At 65.2% G+C, this 16,363-nt stretch carries 14 protein-coding genes and 1 tRNA gene; 6 read left to right on the top strand and 9 right to left on the bottom strand.

What is annotated here, in order from left to right; genetic code table 11:
• Positions 1-18 precede the first annotated feature (18 nt).
• A complete protein-coding gene (locus K3A84_RS10660; RefSeq protein WP_225009316.1) occupies positions 19-771 on the bottom strand; it encodes a FadR/GntR family transcriptional regulator in 753 nt (250 codons plus the stop codon).
• Positions 772-873: 102 nt separating this feature from the next.
• On the opposite strand from K3A84_RS10660, the gene manD reads away from it, so the two are divergent.
• Genes manD through K3A84_RS10645 form a run of 3 tightly spaced genes read left to right on the top strand, consistent with a single transcriptional unit; the run spans position 874 to position 4,489 of the window.
• Positions 874-2,082 carry a D-mannonate dehydratase ManD gene (gene manD / locus K3A84_RS10655; RefSeq protein ID WP_225009315.1) on the top strand — a complete coding sequence of 403 codons (1,209 nt, stop codon included), beginning with the start codon at positions 874-876 and terminating at the stop codon, positions 2,080-2,082.
• Between the two features lies 1 nt (position 2,083).
• Positions 2,084-3,604 (top strand): hypothetical protein, encoded by a 1,521-nt coding sequence (locus tag K3A84_RS10650; protein ID WP_225009314.1) that lies wholly within the window; start codon positions 2,084-2,086, stop codon positions 3,602-3,604.
• Between the two features lie 27 nt (positions 3,605-3,631).
• Complete coding sequence (locus K3A84_RS10645) at positions 3,632-4,489, top strand: sugar kinase (protein ID WP_225009440.1); 858 nt, start codon at positions 3,632-3,634, stop codon at positions 4,487-4,489.
• Here K3A84_RS10645 and K3A84_RS10640 read toward each other — a convergent pair.
• Positions 4,452-5,708: an MFS transporter gene (locus tag K3A84_RS10640; protein ID WP_225009313.1), complete on the bottom strand. Its 1,257-nt coding sequence runs from the start codon at positions 5,706-5,708 to the stop codon at positions 4,452-4,454. The two genes, K3A84_RS10645 and K3A84_RS10640, sit on opposite strands and share 38 nt — an antisense overlap.
• Before the next feature lie 31 nt (positions 5,709-5,739).
• Positions 5,740-8,391: a glycoside hydrolase family 2 TIM barrel-domain containing protein gene (locus K3A84_RS10635; protein WP_225009312.1), complete on the bottom strand. Its 2,652-nt coding sequence runs from the start codon at positions 8,389-8,391 to the stop codon at positions 5,740-5,742.
• A 237-nt stretch (positions 8,392-8,628) separates the two neighbouring features.
• Here K3A84_RS10635 and K3A84_RS10630 point away from each other — a divergent pair, with 237 nt between their 5' ends.
• On the top strand, positions 8,629-10,902 hold the full coding sequence (locus tag K3A84_RS10630; RefSeq protein WP_225009311.1) for a TonB-dependent receptor: 2,274 nt from the start codon (positions 8,629-8,631) through the stop codon (positions 10,900-10,902).
• A 148-nt stretch (positions 10,903-11,050) separates the two neighbouring features.
• Here the strand turns inward: K3A84_RS10630 and K3A84_RS10625 are convergent, their stop codons facing one another.
• From K3A84_RS10625 to K3A84_RS10615, 3 genes are all read right to left on the bottom strand, one after another.
• Positions 11,051-11,317, bottom strand: coding sequence for a hypothetical protein (locus K3A84_RS10625; RefSeq protein WP_225009310.1), 267 nt, complete (start codon positions 11,315-11,317; stop codon positions 11,051-11,053).
• 54 nt (positions 11,318-11,371) lie between these two features.
• Positions 11,372-11,448: transfer RNA gene (locus K3A84_RS10620), tRNA-Met, on the bottom strand.
• Positions 11,449-11,551: 103 nt separating this feature from the next.
• Entirely contained in the window at positions 11,552-12,073 is a 522-nt protein-coding gene (locus K3A84_RS10615) for a 2'-5' RNA ligase family protein (RefSeq protein WP_225009309.1), read from the bottom strand.
• A 340-nt stretch (positions 12,074-12,413) separates the two neighbouring features.
• Here K3A84_RS10615 and K3A84_RS10610 point away from each other — a divergent pair, with 340 nt between their 5' ends.
• Together K3A84_RS10610 and K3A84_RS10605 are read left to right on the top strand one after the other, a co-directional pair.
• Positions 12,414-12,812 carry a hypothetical protein gene (locus K3A84_RS10610; RefSeq protein ID WP_225009308.1) on the top strand — a complete coding sequence of 133 codons (399 nt, stop codon included), beginning with the start codon at positions 12,414-12,416 and terminating at the stop codon, positions 12,810-12,812.
• 145 nt (positions 12,813-12,957) lie between these two features.
• Positions 12,958-13,632: a hypothetical protein gene (locus tag K3A84_RS10605; protein WP_225009307.1), complete on the top strand. Its 675-nt coding sequence runs from the start codon at positions 12,958-12,960 to the stop codon at positions 13,630-13,632.
• Here the strand turns inward: K3A84_RS10605 and mltG are convergent.
• The 3 genes from mltG to K3A84_RS10590 all read right to left on the bottom strand — a co-directional run bounded on the left by mltG (position 13,629) and on the right by K3A84_RS10590 (position 16,269).
• On the bottom strand, positions 13,629-14,609 hold the full coding sequence (gene mltG, locus K3A84_RS10600; protein WP_225009306.1) for an endolytic transglycosylase MltG: 981 nt from the start codon (positions 14,607-14,609) through the stop codon (positions 13,629-13,631). The two genes, K3A84_RS10605 and mltG, sit on opposite strands and share 4 nt — an antisense overlap.
• A 29-nt stretch (positions 14,610-14,638) precedes the next feature.
• Entirely contained in the window at positions 14,639-15,895 is a 1,257-nt protein-coding gene (gene fabF, locus K3A84_RS10595; protein WP_225009305.1) for a beta-ketoacyl-ACP synthase II, read from the bottom strand.
• 137 nt (positions 15,896-16,032) lie between these two features.
• Positions 16,033-16,269 carry an acyl carrier protein gene (locus tag K3A84_RS10590; protein ID WP_169492034.1) on the bottom strand — a complete coding sequence of 79 codons (237 nt, stop codon included), beginning with the start codon at positions 16,267-16,269 and terminating at the stop codon, positions 16,033-16,035.
• Between the last annotated feature and the right edge of the window lie 94 nt (positions 16,270-16,363).

Below are 16,363 nucleotides of genomic sequence, written 5' to 3'. Positions count from 1 at the left end.
TCAGGCTTTCATGAGGGTTCAGGCGGTTGCCTTTGCATATCGTTCGCGCTTGGCCTGTGTCGCCTTGCGCGCTTCGGCCAGCGCACGTTCCTCGGTGGCGAACAACAGACCTTCCAGCACGGCGGAAAGGTGGCTGCGCATGGCGGCCCGCGCCGCATTGGGATCGCGGGCACGCAGCGCCTCGAGCACGGCGGCGTGTTCTTCGACCACCGGCTTCACTTGGGCATGGCGCGCCTTTTCGTGCAGCAAGGCCGCTTCGGGCGAGGTTGCGCGCAGATCCCAGAGCTGCTCGATGACGTTGAAGACGGCATGGTTGCGGGTGGCACGGGCGATGGCCAGGTGAAATTCGCGGTCCGCCCGCTCGGTGCCGTTGGGGTCGAGATTTTCCTCGGCAATGCGCTGGACCAGCACCTCGATCTCGGCGACATCCGCGTCCGTCACCTGGGTAGCGGCAAGGGCGGCGGCCTCGCCCTCGAACAGCAGGCGCGCTTCGGTCAGTTCAAACGCAGTAACATTGAAGCCGGGTCGATCCTCCTCGCCCGGAAGGCGACGGACATAGGCACCGGAGCCGATGCGCACTTCGACAAGACCTTGCACTTCGAGCGCGATGATCGCTTCGCGCACCGTTGGGCGGCTGACCTCGAAGCGCAGGGCCAGATCGCGCTCTGCCGGAAGGCGGGTGCCGACCGGATATCGCCCCTGCGCCAGTTCATCGAGCAGCGCACGCGCGAGATCCTGGTAGAGACGGTCGTTCGCTTTCACGTTTGCCATGGCGCCCTTCTGGTAATACCAATTTTCAGAACTTGACAGACCGAAATTGGTCCGTCAATCGGTATTACCACATTGCACCCTCTGAAAGCGAGTTCCCGAGTCATGAAAATTACCGCCGCCCGCGTCATCGTCACCTGTCCGGGCCGCAACTTCGTGACGTTGAAGATCGAGACCGACCAGGGCGTCTACGGCATCGGCGATGCGACGCTGAACGGCCGCGAGCTTTCCGTCGTCGCCTATCTGAACGAGCATGTGGCCCCGTGCCTGATCGGCATGGACCCGCGCCGGATCGAGGATATCTGGCAGTACCTCTATCGCGGGGCCTACTGGCGCCGCGGCCCGGTAACGATGCGCGCGATCGCGGCGGTCGACATGGCGCTCTGGGACATCAAGGCCAAGATGGCCGGAATGCCGCTGTACCAGTTGCTCGGCGGCCGCAGCCGCGACGGCATCATGGTCTATGGCCATGCCAACGGCAGCGACATCGCCGAAACGGTCGAGGCCGTCGGCCACTACATCGACATGGGCTACAAGGCGATCCGCGCGCAAGCGGGCGTTCCGGGCATCAAGGATGCCTACGGTGTGGGCCGCGGCAAGCTCTACTACGAGCCGGCCGACGCCTCCCTGCCCTCGGTTACGGGGTGGGACACGCGCAAGGCCTTGAATTACGTGCCCAAGCTGTTCGAGGAACTGCGCAAGACTTACGGCTTCGACCATCACCTGCTCCACGATGGCCACCACCGCTACACCCCGCAGGAAGCTGCCAACCTTGGCAAGATGCTGGAGCCGTACCAACTGTTCTGGCTGGAGGACTGCACGCCGGCGGAGAACCAGGAAGCGTTCAAGCTGGTGCGCCAGCACACCGTCACGCCGCTGGCCGTGGGCGAGATCTTCAACACGATCTGGGACGCCAAGGACCTGATCCAGAACCAGCTGATCGACTACATCCGCGCGACCGTGGTGGGCGCGGGCGGCCTTACCCATCTGCGCCGCATCGCCGATCTCGCCAGCCTCTACCAGGTTCGCACGGGCTGCCATGGCGCGACCGACCTGTCACCTGTCACCATGGGCTGCGCCCTGCACTTCGACACCTGGGTGCCCAACTTCGGCATCCAGGAATACATGCGCCACACCGAGGAAACCGATGCGGTCTTCCCGCATGACTACTGGTTCGAGAAGGGCGAGTTGTTCGTCGGCGAAACCCCCGGCCACGGCGTCGACATCGACGAGAAACTGGCCGCCAAATATCCCTACAAACCCGCCTATCTGCCAGTCGCCCGACTGGAGGACGGCACCATGTGGAACTGGTGAGATGATGCGCAATATCCTGCTTTCGGCCACCGCGCTGGCGGCGCTTACCGGCGCGGCGAAGGTGCCGTCGGCCTCGCTTCAGCTTGGCAAGCTGGAGAAGATCGGCACTGTCAGCGAACGCTACCAGGGCTACAACGTAGAGATGGTCGAAGTGACCGGCGGCCGGTTCTGGGCGCCCTATGGTGGCCCGGCCGACGAGCGCTATCGCCAGCGCCCGCCCATCGACCTGTCCGACCCCAAGCTCGTCGCGCTGGCAAAAGCACTCGGGCCAAGCCTGCTGCGGGTCAGCGGCACCTGGGCCAACAACACCTACCTGGAGGCCGAGGGCGAGCACCTTGCCGCCCCGCCCGCAGGCTTCGTGCAGGTACTGACGCGCGATCAGTGGAAGAACGTCGTCGCGTTTTCCAAGGCGGTCGATGCACCGATCGTCACCAGCTTTGCCGTCAGCAACGGCACGCGCGGCCCCGATGGCGTCTGGACCACGAGCCAGGCGCAGCGCCGTCTCGACCTGACGCGCGAAGCGGGCGGCACCCTCTATGCAGCCGAGTTCTTCAACGAAGCCAACATGCCCAGCGCCGCGCCGGAAATGCCCAAGGGCTACACCGCCGCGAATTACGGCGCCGAATTCCGCCTGTTCCGCGACTGGGCGCGCAAGGCCGCACCGGATATGAAGATCCTTGGCGTCGGCGGCGTCGGTGAAGCGGGCTTGCTCAAGGACGTGCCGGTGCCTGCCGAGATGGGATCGCATGTCAGCACCGACGACATGATGAAGGCAAACCCCGGCAGCGTCGACGCGGTATCCTACCACTTCTACGGCTCGGTCTCCCAGCGCTGCGTCGGGCTCGGTATCGGCACTGCAATCAAGAGCGACGCCCTGACCGCGAAATGGCTCGGCCTGACACTGCGCGATTATGCCTACTATGCCGCGCTGAGAGACAAGCACGAACCCGGCAAGCCGATGTGGAACACCGAGACGGCGCAAGCAGCTTGCGGCGGCAGCCCGTGGGCGTCGACGTTCCTCGACACCTTCCGCTACCTCGATCAGAACGCCGCCCTTGCCCAGCAAGGCCTGCAGGTGCTCATGCACAACACGCTGGCCGCCAGCGACTATGCACTGATCGATCGCGACACGCTGACGCCCCGCCCCAATTACTGGGCGGCCGTGCTGTGGCGGCGGACAATGGGAACGACGGTGCTGGCCTCCCCCCACTCGCCCTCTCCGGCCCTCCGGCTCTATGCGCATTGCCTTGCCGGCAAGAAGGCAGGCGTTGCAGTGATAGCTCTCAACACCGGCGAGATGGCGCAGCGCCTGGATCTAGGCGCCAAGGCGATCGGCTGGACAATGACGGGCCAGCCGATCGATACGCGTAGCGTGCTGGTCAACGGGAAGGCCCCTGCCCTGTCGGCAGACCTGACGCTGATCGGGCTCGAAGGCGTTGCGGTGCCTTCAGGCGTTACCGTGCCGGGCCATTCGATCGCGTTCTTCGCCGTACCCGGTGCTGCCAACGCGGCCTGTCGCTAGGTGCGGGTCGTCCTTGTCGGGGAAGCCATGCTGGAGCTGTCGCAAGACGGCCCCGCGTGGCAGCTCGCCTATGGCGGAGACACGCTGAACACCGCGATCCACCTTGCACGCGCGGGAGTGCCCACGGCCTATCTCACTGCGCTCGGGGCTGATCCGTTTAGTGCCGACCTCATGCAGCGGTGGTCGGCGGAAGGGCTCGACACGAGCCTCGTTCTTGTCGATCCGGCGCGCAACCCGGGGCTCTACGCCATCACCTGCGACACCGCGGGCGAGCGCAGCTTCACCTACTGGCGCGGCGAAAGCGCCGCCCGGCGGATCTTCACGTGCGAGGGCATCGAAGCAGCCACCGCTCGTGCTGAGGGAGCGGACCTGCTGGCCTTTTCGCTCGTCTCGCTGGCGGTGCTGCCAGAGGACGGGCGCCGTGCGCTGCTGGCGCTGGCACGGTCGGTGCGGGAACGCGGCGGCCAGGTCGCCTTCGACGGCAATTATCGCCCTCGCCTGTGGGGCGATGTCGCCAGCGCGCGGGCGGCCCGCGACGCGGCGATTGCCTTGGCGACGATCGGCCTGCCCACGCTCGAGGACGAAACCCTGCTTTCCGGAGAGCGCAACGCCGAAGCAGTCGCAGCGCATTGGCAGAACCTGGGCTGCACCGAGACTGTGGTCAAGCTCGGTCCCGAAGGCTGCAGACTGCCCGACGGCCGAGTGATGGCGCCCGAGCGGGTGCTTGCGCCGATCGACACAAGCGGCGCAGGTGACGCGTTCAACGCTGGCTATCTCGCAGCCCGGCTGCGCGGTGAAGCGCCCGCGCAGGCCGCGATCGACGGCCATGCGCTCGCCGGGTGGACAATCATGCGGCGGGGCGCGATTCCGGCGCGGGATTCCTGAGCAAGCCCCACAGCACCGCTGCCGCCAGCAAATCGAGCCCGGCCAGCGCCACGAACAGCGGGTTATAGCCGAAGACGTCCGCGCCTTGCCCGATCAGCAGCGTGAACAACATGCCCCCGACCCAAGCCGACGTGCCCGCCATGCCGCTTGCCGTGCCCACAGTGCGACTGTCGAACACGTCGGCGCACAGCGTGATCAGCGCGCCGTTCAGCAGTTGGTGGGCAAAGCCGCCGATGCAGAACAAGGCGATGGCCATCTCTGGAGATGTGGCCAGACCGATGCAGGCGGGGCCAACCATGCACAGCGCACCCAAAGTCATGGCGATCTTGCGCGACGCAAGCATCGTGCTGCCCCGCGCCATCAGCCATGGCGGCAGGAGGCCCGCCGCAAGGCTGCCAAAGTCCGCGGCCAGAAACGGGAGCCATGCCCACAGCGCGATGGACTTAAGATCCAGCTTCCACACCGCAACGAGATAGAGCGGGATGAAGAAGTTGAAGGTCTGCCACGCGGGCTCCGCCAGGAAGCGGGGCAAGGCAATTGCCCAGAACGAGCGGCTGCGCAGCACGTCGCCCCGTGTCGCAGGTTTGGCGTCATCAGGCCGGCTCATCGCCGCCACCGCATCGCGTTCAGCCTTTGAAAGCCGCGGATGGTCTGCGGGATCGCGATAGCCCAGCCACCAAAGGCCAGCCCAGCAAAGGCTGAGCGCGCCGGTCACGAGAAACGCTGCCTGCCAGTTCCATGCAAGGATGCAGAAGGCGACGAGCGGCGGCGCGATCATGTTGCCAACGCTGGTGCCCATCTGGAACAGGCTGGTAGCCAGCGGTCGTTCCTTCGGCGGAAACCACTGCGCCACCGTCTTGGTGCCTGCGGGGATGGCCGCAGCCTCGGACGCGCCGAGCGCCGCCCGGAAGGCAGCGAGGCTCATCCATCCGGTGGCAAAGGCGTGCGCCATGTTGCTGAGCGCCCACCCCACCGCGAAGACGAAGAAGCCGATCCGCGTGCCCAGCGCATCCAGCACCGCCCCTGCGACCGTCTGCATCACCGTGTAGCTTGCCTGGAAAGCAAGAACGATCCAACTGTATTGCTCGGTGGTCATCGCGAACTCGGCCTTGAGCGTTGGCGCGGCCACCGATAGCGTCGAGCGCGCAAGGTAGTTGAGGATCGTGCCGAGCGTGATCAGCGCGATGATCCACCAGCGCAGTGGGAGCTTCCTGAGCATGAGCTTTGTTTCCGTGTCGGGGATGGCGGGGTCAGCGCAGGCGCTCGATCTCGATCATCGAGACTCGCGCTTCGCCGCTGCGCGCAATAAAATCGAGTGCAAGGCCGCTCTTCGCGCGAAGCTTGAAGGTTCTGGCCTGCGCAACAGCCCCGGCAACGGGGATGGCAGGCGCGAAACCGCGTAGCAGGGTCCTGCCACCGCCTTTCACGTCGAATGCACCGGGCTCTTGCGTCGAGGGCGTTCCGAACCACAGCGTTACGCGATAACGCCCGTCGGCAACCGGGACGCGGTATGAAAACGTGCCGTGACGGTAAGTGGCCAAGGCGTCGCGTTCATCCGTTCCGTTGATCTCGGCGGGAATGGCGGGCTTGCCGTAGTCGGCTGGCGCATCAAGCGAGGCGACAGCGCCCCCTTCGAACCAGTTGTCCGATCCCAGCACGCGGCCATTGCCCTTCCCGGCAACCAGCGTGCCGGTATCGATCACCATGTGCCGACGCGTTTCGGGCGACAGGTTCCATGCAGCGGTGTCTTCGACCTGCCCTCCGGCATCGGCTCCACGTGCGACAAGTGCGTTGGCGCCTTCATCAAGCACCACCGAGTCCCACACGCAAACCTTCTGCGGGCAATCGGCCTTCACCCCAAGCGAACGGCCGTTTAGCAGCAGCTCGGTGCTAGCCGTGTTGCTGTAGACCTTCACGGCAGTGACCGGGTAGGCGCGGTCGACATAGCGCTTGCCGGTGATGTGAACCATCGGCTGCGGGTTCCAGTTCGCCTTGTAGAAGTACCAGGCATCCTTCCGGGTCGCGTGATCATAAGCCACGAGGCCCTTGGTGTTGATGTCCTGCGCGTCGCCCTCGTTGCGTATGGTGGTGGCGAAATCGAACGCGTTCCACAGCCACGTGGCATAGAGCCAGGGCCGCGCCTCGATCTGCGCCAGCGCCGTTTCGTGAATATAGCTTTCGTACTCCTCGGGCTGCGCCCGCCCCCGTGAGTCCGCAGGCCCGCCCAGCACGTTGTCGGTATGGATGGTCAGAGCCCCGCCCGCGCCATACTCGGTCAGTGCCAGCGGCTGGTCTGGCCGGATGGCATGCAGCGCGTCCAGATGCGGGCCTAGATCCGCCGGCTTGCCAAAGTACCAGCCGAAGTACCTGTTGGCACCACCAAGGTCCGCCGCCACCGCGGTCGTCGGAATCGATACGTCAGACGCGAACAGTCTTCCCTCGCAACAGGTTGCCAGTGCCGTGGGGCGCGAGGGGTCGTCCTGCTTCGCAAGGGCGTCCAGTTCTCTCAGCAGCGGCAAGGGGTCGGGCGCCTTGCCGTCCTTGTACCCGGTGAGAAACGCGGGAAAGGAATTGCCGAAATCGACCTCGTTGGCGATGCTCCAAATGGCGGTGGCGGCATGGTTCTGGTTCTGGCGAACCAGCTCGGTCAACTGCTGGCGCGCATTGGCGACAAGCGCGGGGTCCGGATCGGTCTTGCCACCCAGCGTCCAGGCGGAGACCAGCGGGATCTCGTCCCACACCACCAACCCGACGCGATCGGCAATATCGTGAATGTCCTGACCGTGCTGATAGTGCGTCAGGCGTATGGAGTTCACGCCCATCTCGCGCATGGTGGCGACGTCCTGCTCGACATCGTCGCGGCTGATCGCCCATCCCTTGCTGTCACGATCCTGATGGTAGCCGACGCCGCGCAACCGATAGGGCTGGCCATTCAGCAGGAATCCACGATCCGCATCGACGGCCATCGTCCGGATGCCGAAGGGCTGGCGCACCCGGTCGATGACCTTGCCATCCGCCCCCTGAAGCTCGGCGACCAGATCGTAGAGGTAGGGATCTTGCGTCCCGTTCCAGAGGTGCGGCGCCGCAACCGCAAGTTTGCCGGTCAGTTCAACCAGCTTGCCAGCCGCCAGATCGGTCGGCAGCGCCGTCGTCGCGACCTGCCGCCCGGAACGATCGACCAGCGTGACCTTGACCGAGCCCATCTCGCGCCGCGCGCCATCGTTGGCCACGCGGACGACGACATCGACAGCCGCGCCATCGGTCGAAGCCATTGTAGACGTAGCGCGGATGCCGGGGCCGCCGGAATCCGTCATGTCTATATGCAAGGGCGCCGTGGCGATCAGCCGCACCGAACGATATAGCCCGCCGTGCACGAAGAAGTCGCCTGTGATCGGCAGGACGTCCGCCGTCGGACCGCCTGCTTCCGGTCGCGTATTGTCCACCCGAACGACCAGAACGTTGCCTCCGGTCTTGCGAATTGCGGCCGTGACATCCAGCCGGAAACGCGCGAAACCTCCACGGTGCTCGCCAAGATACCGACCGTTCAGCCACACGCGGGCGGTACGGCTTGCGCCATCGAACTCGAGCCAGTGTCGCTGCGGCGCCCGGCCTGGCGGGATCGCGAAATGGAGTCGATACCAGCCCACGCCCTGCCGCTTTTGGACATTGTCCTCGCGATTCGCGCCGCCGAGCGCGCTGCGGTAATACCCGACCCGATTCCACGTATGCGGCACCGTGACAGCTGCCCACGCTTCATCCGGAAAATCCGCCACCTGCGCACCGGGCGCATCACCCTCATGGAAGCGCCAACCAGAATCAAGGGCGACAACGGTGCGGATCTCTTGCGCCGCGGCGGGCGGCGAGGCCAAGGCCAGCGCAAGCAGCGACAATCGGTCTGTCATCCTCCGCACAGACATGTTCGGCCTCTCCTTGCGCCACGATTTTTATATTGGTCAGGCCGATAACTAATCACCCCATCGCGCATTTGGCAAGGCCTGACGGTAGGTCACCACCCGAGTGACCGCTTATATCTGATGATTTCGCCCTTCCAGAACGCCGAAAATTGGCTTGACACTACAAACCTAAATCGCGATGCGGTCAGACCAACTGGTGTCTAAAATTCCATGTGGGAGGGAAAAATGTCGATTCACAGACTTCTGCTGTCGGCTGCAGCCGTGGCGATTACCCCCGGCATCGCGCTTGCGCAGGATGCCGGTCAGGCCAATTCAGGCCTCGCCGAAATCGTCGTTACCGCGCAGAAGCGCGAACAGAACATGCAGGACGTTCCGGTTGCGGTTACTGCGCTGACCAGCGAAGCCCTCACCAGCCGCAACGTCGCCAGCGTGGCCGACCTGCCGCGCCTCGCGCCCAGCCTGACCCTGACGCAGGGCAACGTTCCCACCAACAACTCGCTCAACCTGCGCGGCATCGGCACGGTATCGTTCAGCACCGGCATCGAACCTTCGGTTGCGGTGATCGTGGACGACGTTGCGCTGTTGCAGCAGGCCCAGGCCTTTTCCGGCCTCAGCGATGTGGAACGCATCGAAGTTCTGCGCGGCCCGCAGGGCACGCTCTTCGGCAAGAACGCATCCGCGGGCGCCATCAATATCGTGTCCAAGGGCGCAACCGAGACGCTGACCGGCTCGATCACCGGCACGGCCACGACCGACGACGAATATCGCGTCGACGCCGCCGTGGCGGGCCCGATCGCCGAAGGCGTGGGCTTCCGCATCAACGGGTTTTATGGTGACCGCAAGGGTTACATCCGCAACCTCGTCGACAATTCGCGCCTGAACAACGACAAGAGCTACGGCCTGCGCGGTCGGCTCGAACTGTCGCCTGCCGATGGCGTGAAGATCGACCTTATCGCGAGCCACTCGGTCAACGAAAGCGACGGCTTTGCCCGCACCTTCCGCGAAGTGCCTGCAGGCGCCGCAGTGTTCGGCTCCTCGCTCACCCCGGATCTCGTCGGGATCACGCCGGGCGAGGGCAACTACAAGGTCCGCCTCGACAAGCCGCTCTTCTACAAGAGCCGCCAGACCACCGTATCCGGCCGCGCAACCTTCGATCTCGGCTTTGCCGACCTCGTTTCGGTGACGAGCTACCAGGACTGGAACTTCCGCTTCCGCGAGGACTTCGACTACACCACTGCGTCGGTTCTCGGAATCCCCGGCGGCATCGTCGCCAACAGCACCTATCACGCGCGCCAGTTCTCTCAGGAACTGCGCCTCGTTTCGCCGAGCCGCGGTCGCTTCGATTACGTGCTCGGCCTGTTCTATTCGAACGGCAAGACCGATCGCGCCTTCCGTCGCGGTCCGTCGGGCCCGGTCGTGGCAAGCTGGGATTCACTCAGCAAGACCCAAAGCTATGCCGCGTTCGGACAGGCGACGTACGACCTGACCGACACCACCCATGTCGATGCCGGCCTGCGCTTCAACCACGAAAAGGTCAGCGCGAACTTCCTCAACTCCGCACCTACCGCCAGCCCGCCGGCCAATAACGCCACCTGTCTTTCGTTGTGCAGCGGCGAAGCAAGCGACAGCGTCGTGACCTGGAAGACATCGTTGCGGCAGGATCTCTCGCAGGGCGTCATGGTGTATGGCTCATTCGCGCGGGGCTACAAGGGCCAGGGCTTTGACATCAGCTCGGGCTTCAACCCGCGCCGTGCCGCAAATCCCGTCCGCCCGGAAACCTCCGACGCTTATGAAATCGGCCTGAAGTCGCGCTTCCTTGACAACAAGGTACAGCTCAACATCGCCGCCTTCCTCAGCAACTTCCGCAATTTCCAGGCGCAATCAGGGGTTCTGCTGCCCGACAACACGGTCCAGTTGACGCTCAACAACGTTGGGCGCGTTCGCACGCGCGGCGTCGAGGTGGAATTGAGCGCCCAGCCCACGCAGGCGCTGCGGATCGACGGCGCATTCAGCTACACCGACGCCAAGATCGTCGAATTCCCTGGTGCGCAATGCTACACCGGACAGGTCGATGGATGCGTCGATCTGGACGGCACCGGCCCCTCCACCACCAAGGGCCAGGATCTTGCCGGTAAGCGTCTTCCGAACGCCCCTCGGTTCAAGTTCAACATCGGCGCGAACTACGACATCGCCATGCCGACCATGCCGTTCGACGCGTTCGTCCAGGCTGACTTTGCATACCAGAGCGAGACCAACTTCGACCTGCTCAGCAACCCGGTCACGGTCCAGGACGGCTACGGTGTGTTCAACGCCAGCGTCGGCATCGACCAGAACGATCGCGGCTGCCTGCGCGTCGCGTTGTTCGTGAATAACCTGTTCGACAAGCACTATGCGTCGAACGTGTCGATCGCTTCGGGCGGAACGCCGGGCCTGCTCACGCAGGCGCTGGATCGCAAATCGCGCCGCTATTTCGGCATCCGCGCGCGTTACGCGTTCTGACCCCGGACCAGGCCGCCCCGGACGAAGGCACTCCCTTGCTTCGGACGTAGCAGGCCCGGCCACGGTGGGGGGAAGACGACCATTCACGTCTTCCCCCCGCTTGCAATCCTGTGGACCGCAGGCGAAGTCGCATCAGGTCTTGAACCTGTCAGGCCGATCCGGCGCGTGTAGTGGTGAGCGCGTCGTGGTAGGGCCGAAAAAAGGGCTGCGCAGCAAGGCGGCGCGCCGGTGCTGCCCCCGCCGGGAACTGGCCCACACGCGCCCAGCGCACATCAGCCACGCCATGCGCGCCTATCACCAGCAACGCCAGCGGCTCGATTTGCAGTCTGCTGACATCGCCGCGCGCAAACCGCCATCGCATCGATGAACTGGCGATATTGCCGAAGTCGCGACTGCTCGACAGCAAGGTCGCCAAAACACGATGCGGGACATCGCCGCAGCCCGGAACAACCCGAAAGTATGTTCAAGGTGGTAGCGGAGGAGGGACTCGAACCCCCGACACGCGGATTATGATTCCGCTGCTCTAACCGACTGAGCTACTCCGCCCCGAAAGCCGCGTCGATCGCTCGCCACGCGGGGTAGGCGGCGCACATACGGGGCATGCAACCAGCGGTCAACCGGGTTTTTCGCTCCTTGGAACAAGCAGCGATCATCCTCTTCCGCGAAAGCGCCACACGCCTGCCGCCTCCCACGGGCCGCCCCGATAATGATGCAGTTCAAGGCCCGCGAACGTGAACTCGCGCCGCTGGAACGCACTGCCCAGTGTGGCCTGCAAAGCGCGCGCTTCGACCGTTGTAACCTTGTTCTGCACGGTGACATGCAGGCGTGGGCGCTGCTGGTCCTGCTGCGTCAGCAATCCGTGGAAATGCTCGGCGATCATCGCACGCATGTCGAGCATCTTCGGGCTGGCGATCGCAAAGGCGGTGCCGCGCCCCAGATCCATCACTCTCTCGATTTGCGCTTCGATCGGTGCGCTGTCCTTCGCCAGCGCCGCCAGCAGCCCGCGCGCTTCGTCCAGAACGAAGCCGGGTAGCGCGTGGAACAGCGTGACATGGGCGGCCAGAACATTGCGATCGGGCGGGAAATGCGCGCGACGCAACCCCTCGGCCCAGCCTTGCACAGGCGACGGCAGCGTGGCCGTGACGATCAGCGGCGCAACCGCCGCGCTCACTGCCCACCCCTGTGGCCCGGGGCGCGGCATCGGTACGTCATCCGCAATGCTCTTGCCATGGAGTTTGTCGCCCGCGCCTTCACCCTTGCTGCCCGGCACCGCGCGCGCCGGGCCCTGACCGATCGTCTTGGATGATCGCCGCTCAAGGCCCCGAACGCAAGGCTGCGCGCCATACGCCGGACCGATCCTCTCGCAGCCATCCTGTCGAATCATCGCCGTGGCGAAGCGCGCGATATGACGACGTTACACGACGATTTTTTGACAGTGTCGGCTCCGTCGTTGATGCGCGCTACGCACGAATGCATATTCTTGTCGCGCCTCGTCCGGAACAGGAGTCTCCATGCCGCCTCGCCCCATGATCCTGTCGTTCGCCCTCGCTGCCGCATCGGTCATTCCGGGCGCCGCACACGCCCAGGCGATCGGACAGAGCGGCGGCGGCCTCGCATCGATCAGCGCGGCAGACTTCCACCCCGCCGGTCCCGGCGACAGCATCGCCCCGCCCACGCTGCAGAACCCCGGCAGCGCCTTTGGCATGCCGGACACCTCGGTACGGCTCAGCGCTGGCTCGTCGCGCGCGGTGATCCAGACGTCGGAAGGGCGGCAGGTCACTTATGTCTACAGCACGCTGACCGCCTCGCTCACGGGCACGGAAAGCGCCGCAGCGACCCTGCGCGCCAGCAATGTGCCCGCCACCGCCGTCGGCTCCAACGCCGTGACGGTCTCCTTCCAACCCAACTGAGCTCACGCGCCTGCTTGGCGCGCGGCATGCTTACCAAAACCTGTCGCGGCCCCCGGTGTTGCGCCGGAGGTGCCGCTTGGCGTTTGCGCAGCCGCGTCCGCTCTAGTCCTCGTCCAGCCGCGCTCCTGCGGCCGGGACGAGGTCCATGGCAGTTCCCCACACCCTGCTTCGCACGCTGGCAGCGACCGGTCTGGTCCTTGTGCCGGGCTTCGCCTTGGCCGAGTCGCAATCAAACGTCGCGAGCAGTTGGGACTACCTGCCGCCGCCCTCCCAGATCGTTCCCGCAGCCTCGCGCAGCGCGACGCGCACGGGCTACAGCCATGCCGTTCTCACCCGCACCGCTATCGACCGGCGCCCGTGGATAACCCTCGCCGCAGTCCCTCCGTTCGAGACCGGCTCCGTCGCCCCGCCGCGCGCCACCGTCTCGATCGGCGACGCTGGGCTGTCGGGCAATCCTACCCTGCCGCAGTCGCCCGGCGCGCCCGCCGACAGCATCACCGCCCCCTCGGGCGACGATTCGACCAGCGCCGAACTCGCCTTCTTCGCGCAGACGGCGCTCGCTGTGGATACAGATGCCGCGCAAGCGCGCCGCTATCTCGCCGCCATCGGCCCGCGTAAGTTCCGCATCTACGGCATCATGACGCCCGAAATCGCCGCCGAAATGCTCGAACGCGCGGATCGCTTTCCCGGCGAGTCGCCCAAGGGGATGCCGCTGGCCGAAGTGCTGGCGCACAACAGGTTGCCCAAAGCCCGTCAGGTCTCGCGCGGCAATTTCGTGGCCGATGGCACCAACGTCATCGGTCAGCCCAAGGGCGTCTAGATCTCTCCGCGCGCGCGGCGGATGGCGAACCACTTCGCTACGTTGGCATTGTGCTGCTGCAAAGTGTCGGCAAACACGTGCCCGCCCTTGCCATCGGCCACCATGTACAGCGCCTTGGTCTGCGCCGGGTTCAGCACCGCCTCGATCGAATCGCGGCCCGGATTGGTGATCGGCCCGGTCGGCAGCCCGGTCATCGTATAAGTATTGTAGCCGTTGACCGCCTGGATTTCCGACTGGCGGATGCGACGGCCAAGCGGCTTGCCCCGGGTGATCGGGTAGATGATCGTCGGGTCCGCCTGCAACAGCATTCCCGTGCGCAGACGATTGGAATAGAGCCCGGCCACCATCTTGCGTTCCGATGGCTTGCCGGTTTCCTTCTCGACGATCGAGGCGAGGATCAGCGCCTCGCGCGGGGTCTTGGCGACGGTATCCTTGGCTCGCTTGGCCCACAGTTCGGCCAGCGTCGCGTCCATCGCCTTCTGCATCCGCGCCAGCACCGCCGCGCGGGGCTCGCCGCGCTGGAAGTCGTAGCTGTCGGGCAAGATCGAGCCCTCGGCGGGTTCGCCGACATCGCCGGTCAGCAGCGGCTGTGCCATCAGCCGTTCGCGCACCATGATCGAGGGCATCCCCTCGGGCACGGTAACCAGCCGCTGCGTCACGCCTTCCTGTCCTTGCAGGATGCGCAGCACCTGCGCGCCGCTGGCGCCGGCCGGAATGGTGAACTCGCCCGCCTTGATCGGCTCCTTGCCGCCCAGCAACCGCGCGCGCGCGCGGAAGGTGCCGGCCGAAGCAACGACGCCTTCCTGTTCCAGTTCCGGCGCGATGCCGCTCAGCGACGACCCTGCGGGCACCACGAACGACACGTCCTTGGCCAGCGGCCCCGGCCCGTACCAGCCCCACAGGAAATGGACGAGCCAGCCCGCCACGACGAGCGCCATGGCAAGGCCGACGATGGTGAGCCTGCCGGGACGCTTCATCGGTGCTTTCCTCTGCCGTCGGACGCGGATCAGATGGCCTTGACGATGACGCTGGCGTTGGTGCCGCCAAAACCGAACGAATTGTTCAGCGCCGCGCGCACGGTACGCTTCTTGGCGACCAGCGGCACGAGGTCGACGCCCTCGGTGCCTTCGTCGGGATTTTCGAGGTTCAGCGTCGGGGGCACGATCTGGTCGCGGATGGCGAGAATGCAGAAGATCGTCTCGACCGCGCCCGCGCCGCCCAGCAGGTGGCCGATCGCCGACTTGGTGCTGCTCATCGATGCGCCCGACAGGTCATCGCCCAGCACGCGCTTGACCGCGGCCAGTTCGATCGTGTCGGCCATGGTCGAAGTGCCATGCGCGTTGACATAGTCGATGTCGCCCGGCGCCAGACCGGCCTTGCGCAGCGCCATGCGCATGGCAAGTTCAGCGCCCTTGCCTTCGGGGTGCGGCGCGGTGACGTGATAGGCGTCGCCCGACAGGCCGTAGCCCACGACTTCGGCATAGATCTTCGCACCGCGCGCCTTGGCGTGCTCGTACTCTTCCAGCACGACGACGCCCGCTCCCTCGCCCATGACGAAGCCGTCGCGGTCCTTGTCATAGGGACGGCTGGCCTGCTCGGGGCGGTCGTTGAAGCTGCAGTTGAGCGCGCGCGCCTGTGCGAAGCCTGCCACGCCCAGCGGGTTGATCGTGCCTTCGGCGCCACCCGCCAGCATGACGTCGGCATCGCCGTCCTTGATCATGCGCGCGGCATCGCCGATCGAATGCGCGCCGGTCGAGCAGGCGGTGACGACCGCGTGGTTCGGGCCCATCAGGCCGTATTTGATCGAGACCTGGCCCGAGATCAGGTTGATCAGTCGACCGTGGACGAAGTGCGGCGAAACGCGCCCCGGTCCCTTCTCGTGCAGCACGATCGATTCGCTTTCGATCCCCGGCAGCCCGCCGATGCCCGAACCGATGGAACAGCCCGTGCGCATCTTCAGGTCGTCGTCCATGTCGACGAGACCCGCGTCTTCCAGTGCCTGCCCTGCGGCGTCGATGCCATAGACGATGAACGGATCGACTTGGCGCTGGATCTTGTGGTCCACGCGCTTGCCCGCATCAAAGCCATAGGGATGATCAGCCGGCTTCACTTCGCAGGCGATCTGGCACTTCTGGTTGCTCGCGTCGAACCGTGTGATCGGGCCTGCACCGGATTTTCCGGCGATGAGGTTGGCCCACACGGTTTCAACGTCCGCACCCAGCGGAGTGACGAGGCCAAGACCGGTTACGACGACACGACGCATTGCATTCTCCGGATAATACGCAAACAGGCCCAGCCCCTTGGAGAAGGGCTGAGCCTGCCGAAGTCCTCCCCTGCCCGGCGCATCAAGCGCCATGGCAGCCCTTCGACAAGCTCAGGGCAGAGTGGGGAAGTGGGCGATCAGCCCTTGTTTTCGTCGATGTACTTGATCGCGTCCGAAACGGTCGCGATCTTCTCGGCCGCATCGTCCGGAATCTCGACGCCGAATTCTTCCTCGAAAGCCATCACCAGCTCGACGATGTCGAGCGAATCGGCACCGAGATCGTCGATGAAGCTGGCGTCTTCGGTGACCTTCTCGGCCTCGACGCCCAGGTGCTCGACGACGATCTTCTTAACGCGGTCGGCGGTATCGCTCATTATTATGCCCCTTTGAGGAACTGTGTTGGTATCTCTCGAACAGGTGATCGCCCTAATGGGCCGACGCACCGCTGGCAAGTGGGACGCTGCTGCT

Source organism: Novosphingobium percolationis, from assembly GCF_020179425.1.
GTDB classification, from domain to species: Bacteria; Pseudomonadota; Alphaproteobacteria; order Sphingomonadales; family Sphingomonadaceae; genus Novosphingobium; species Novosphingobium percolationis.
Note: the sequence above shows the minus strand (reverse complement) of the source record. Positions and strands in the feature narration are given on the sequence as shown.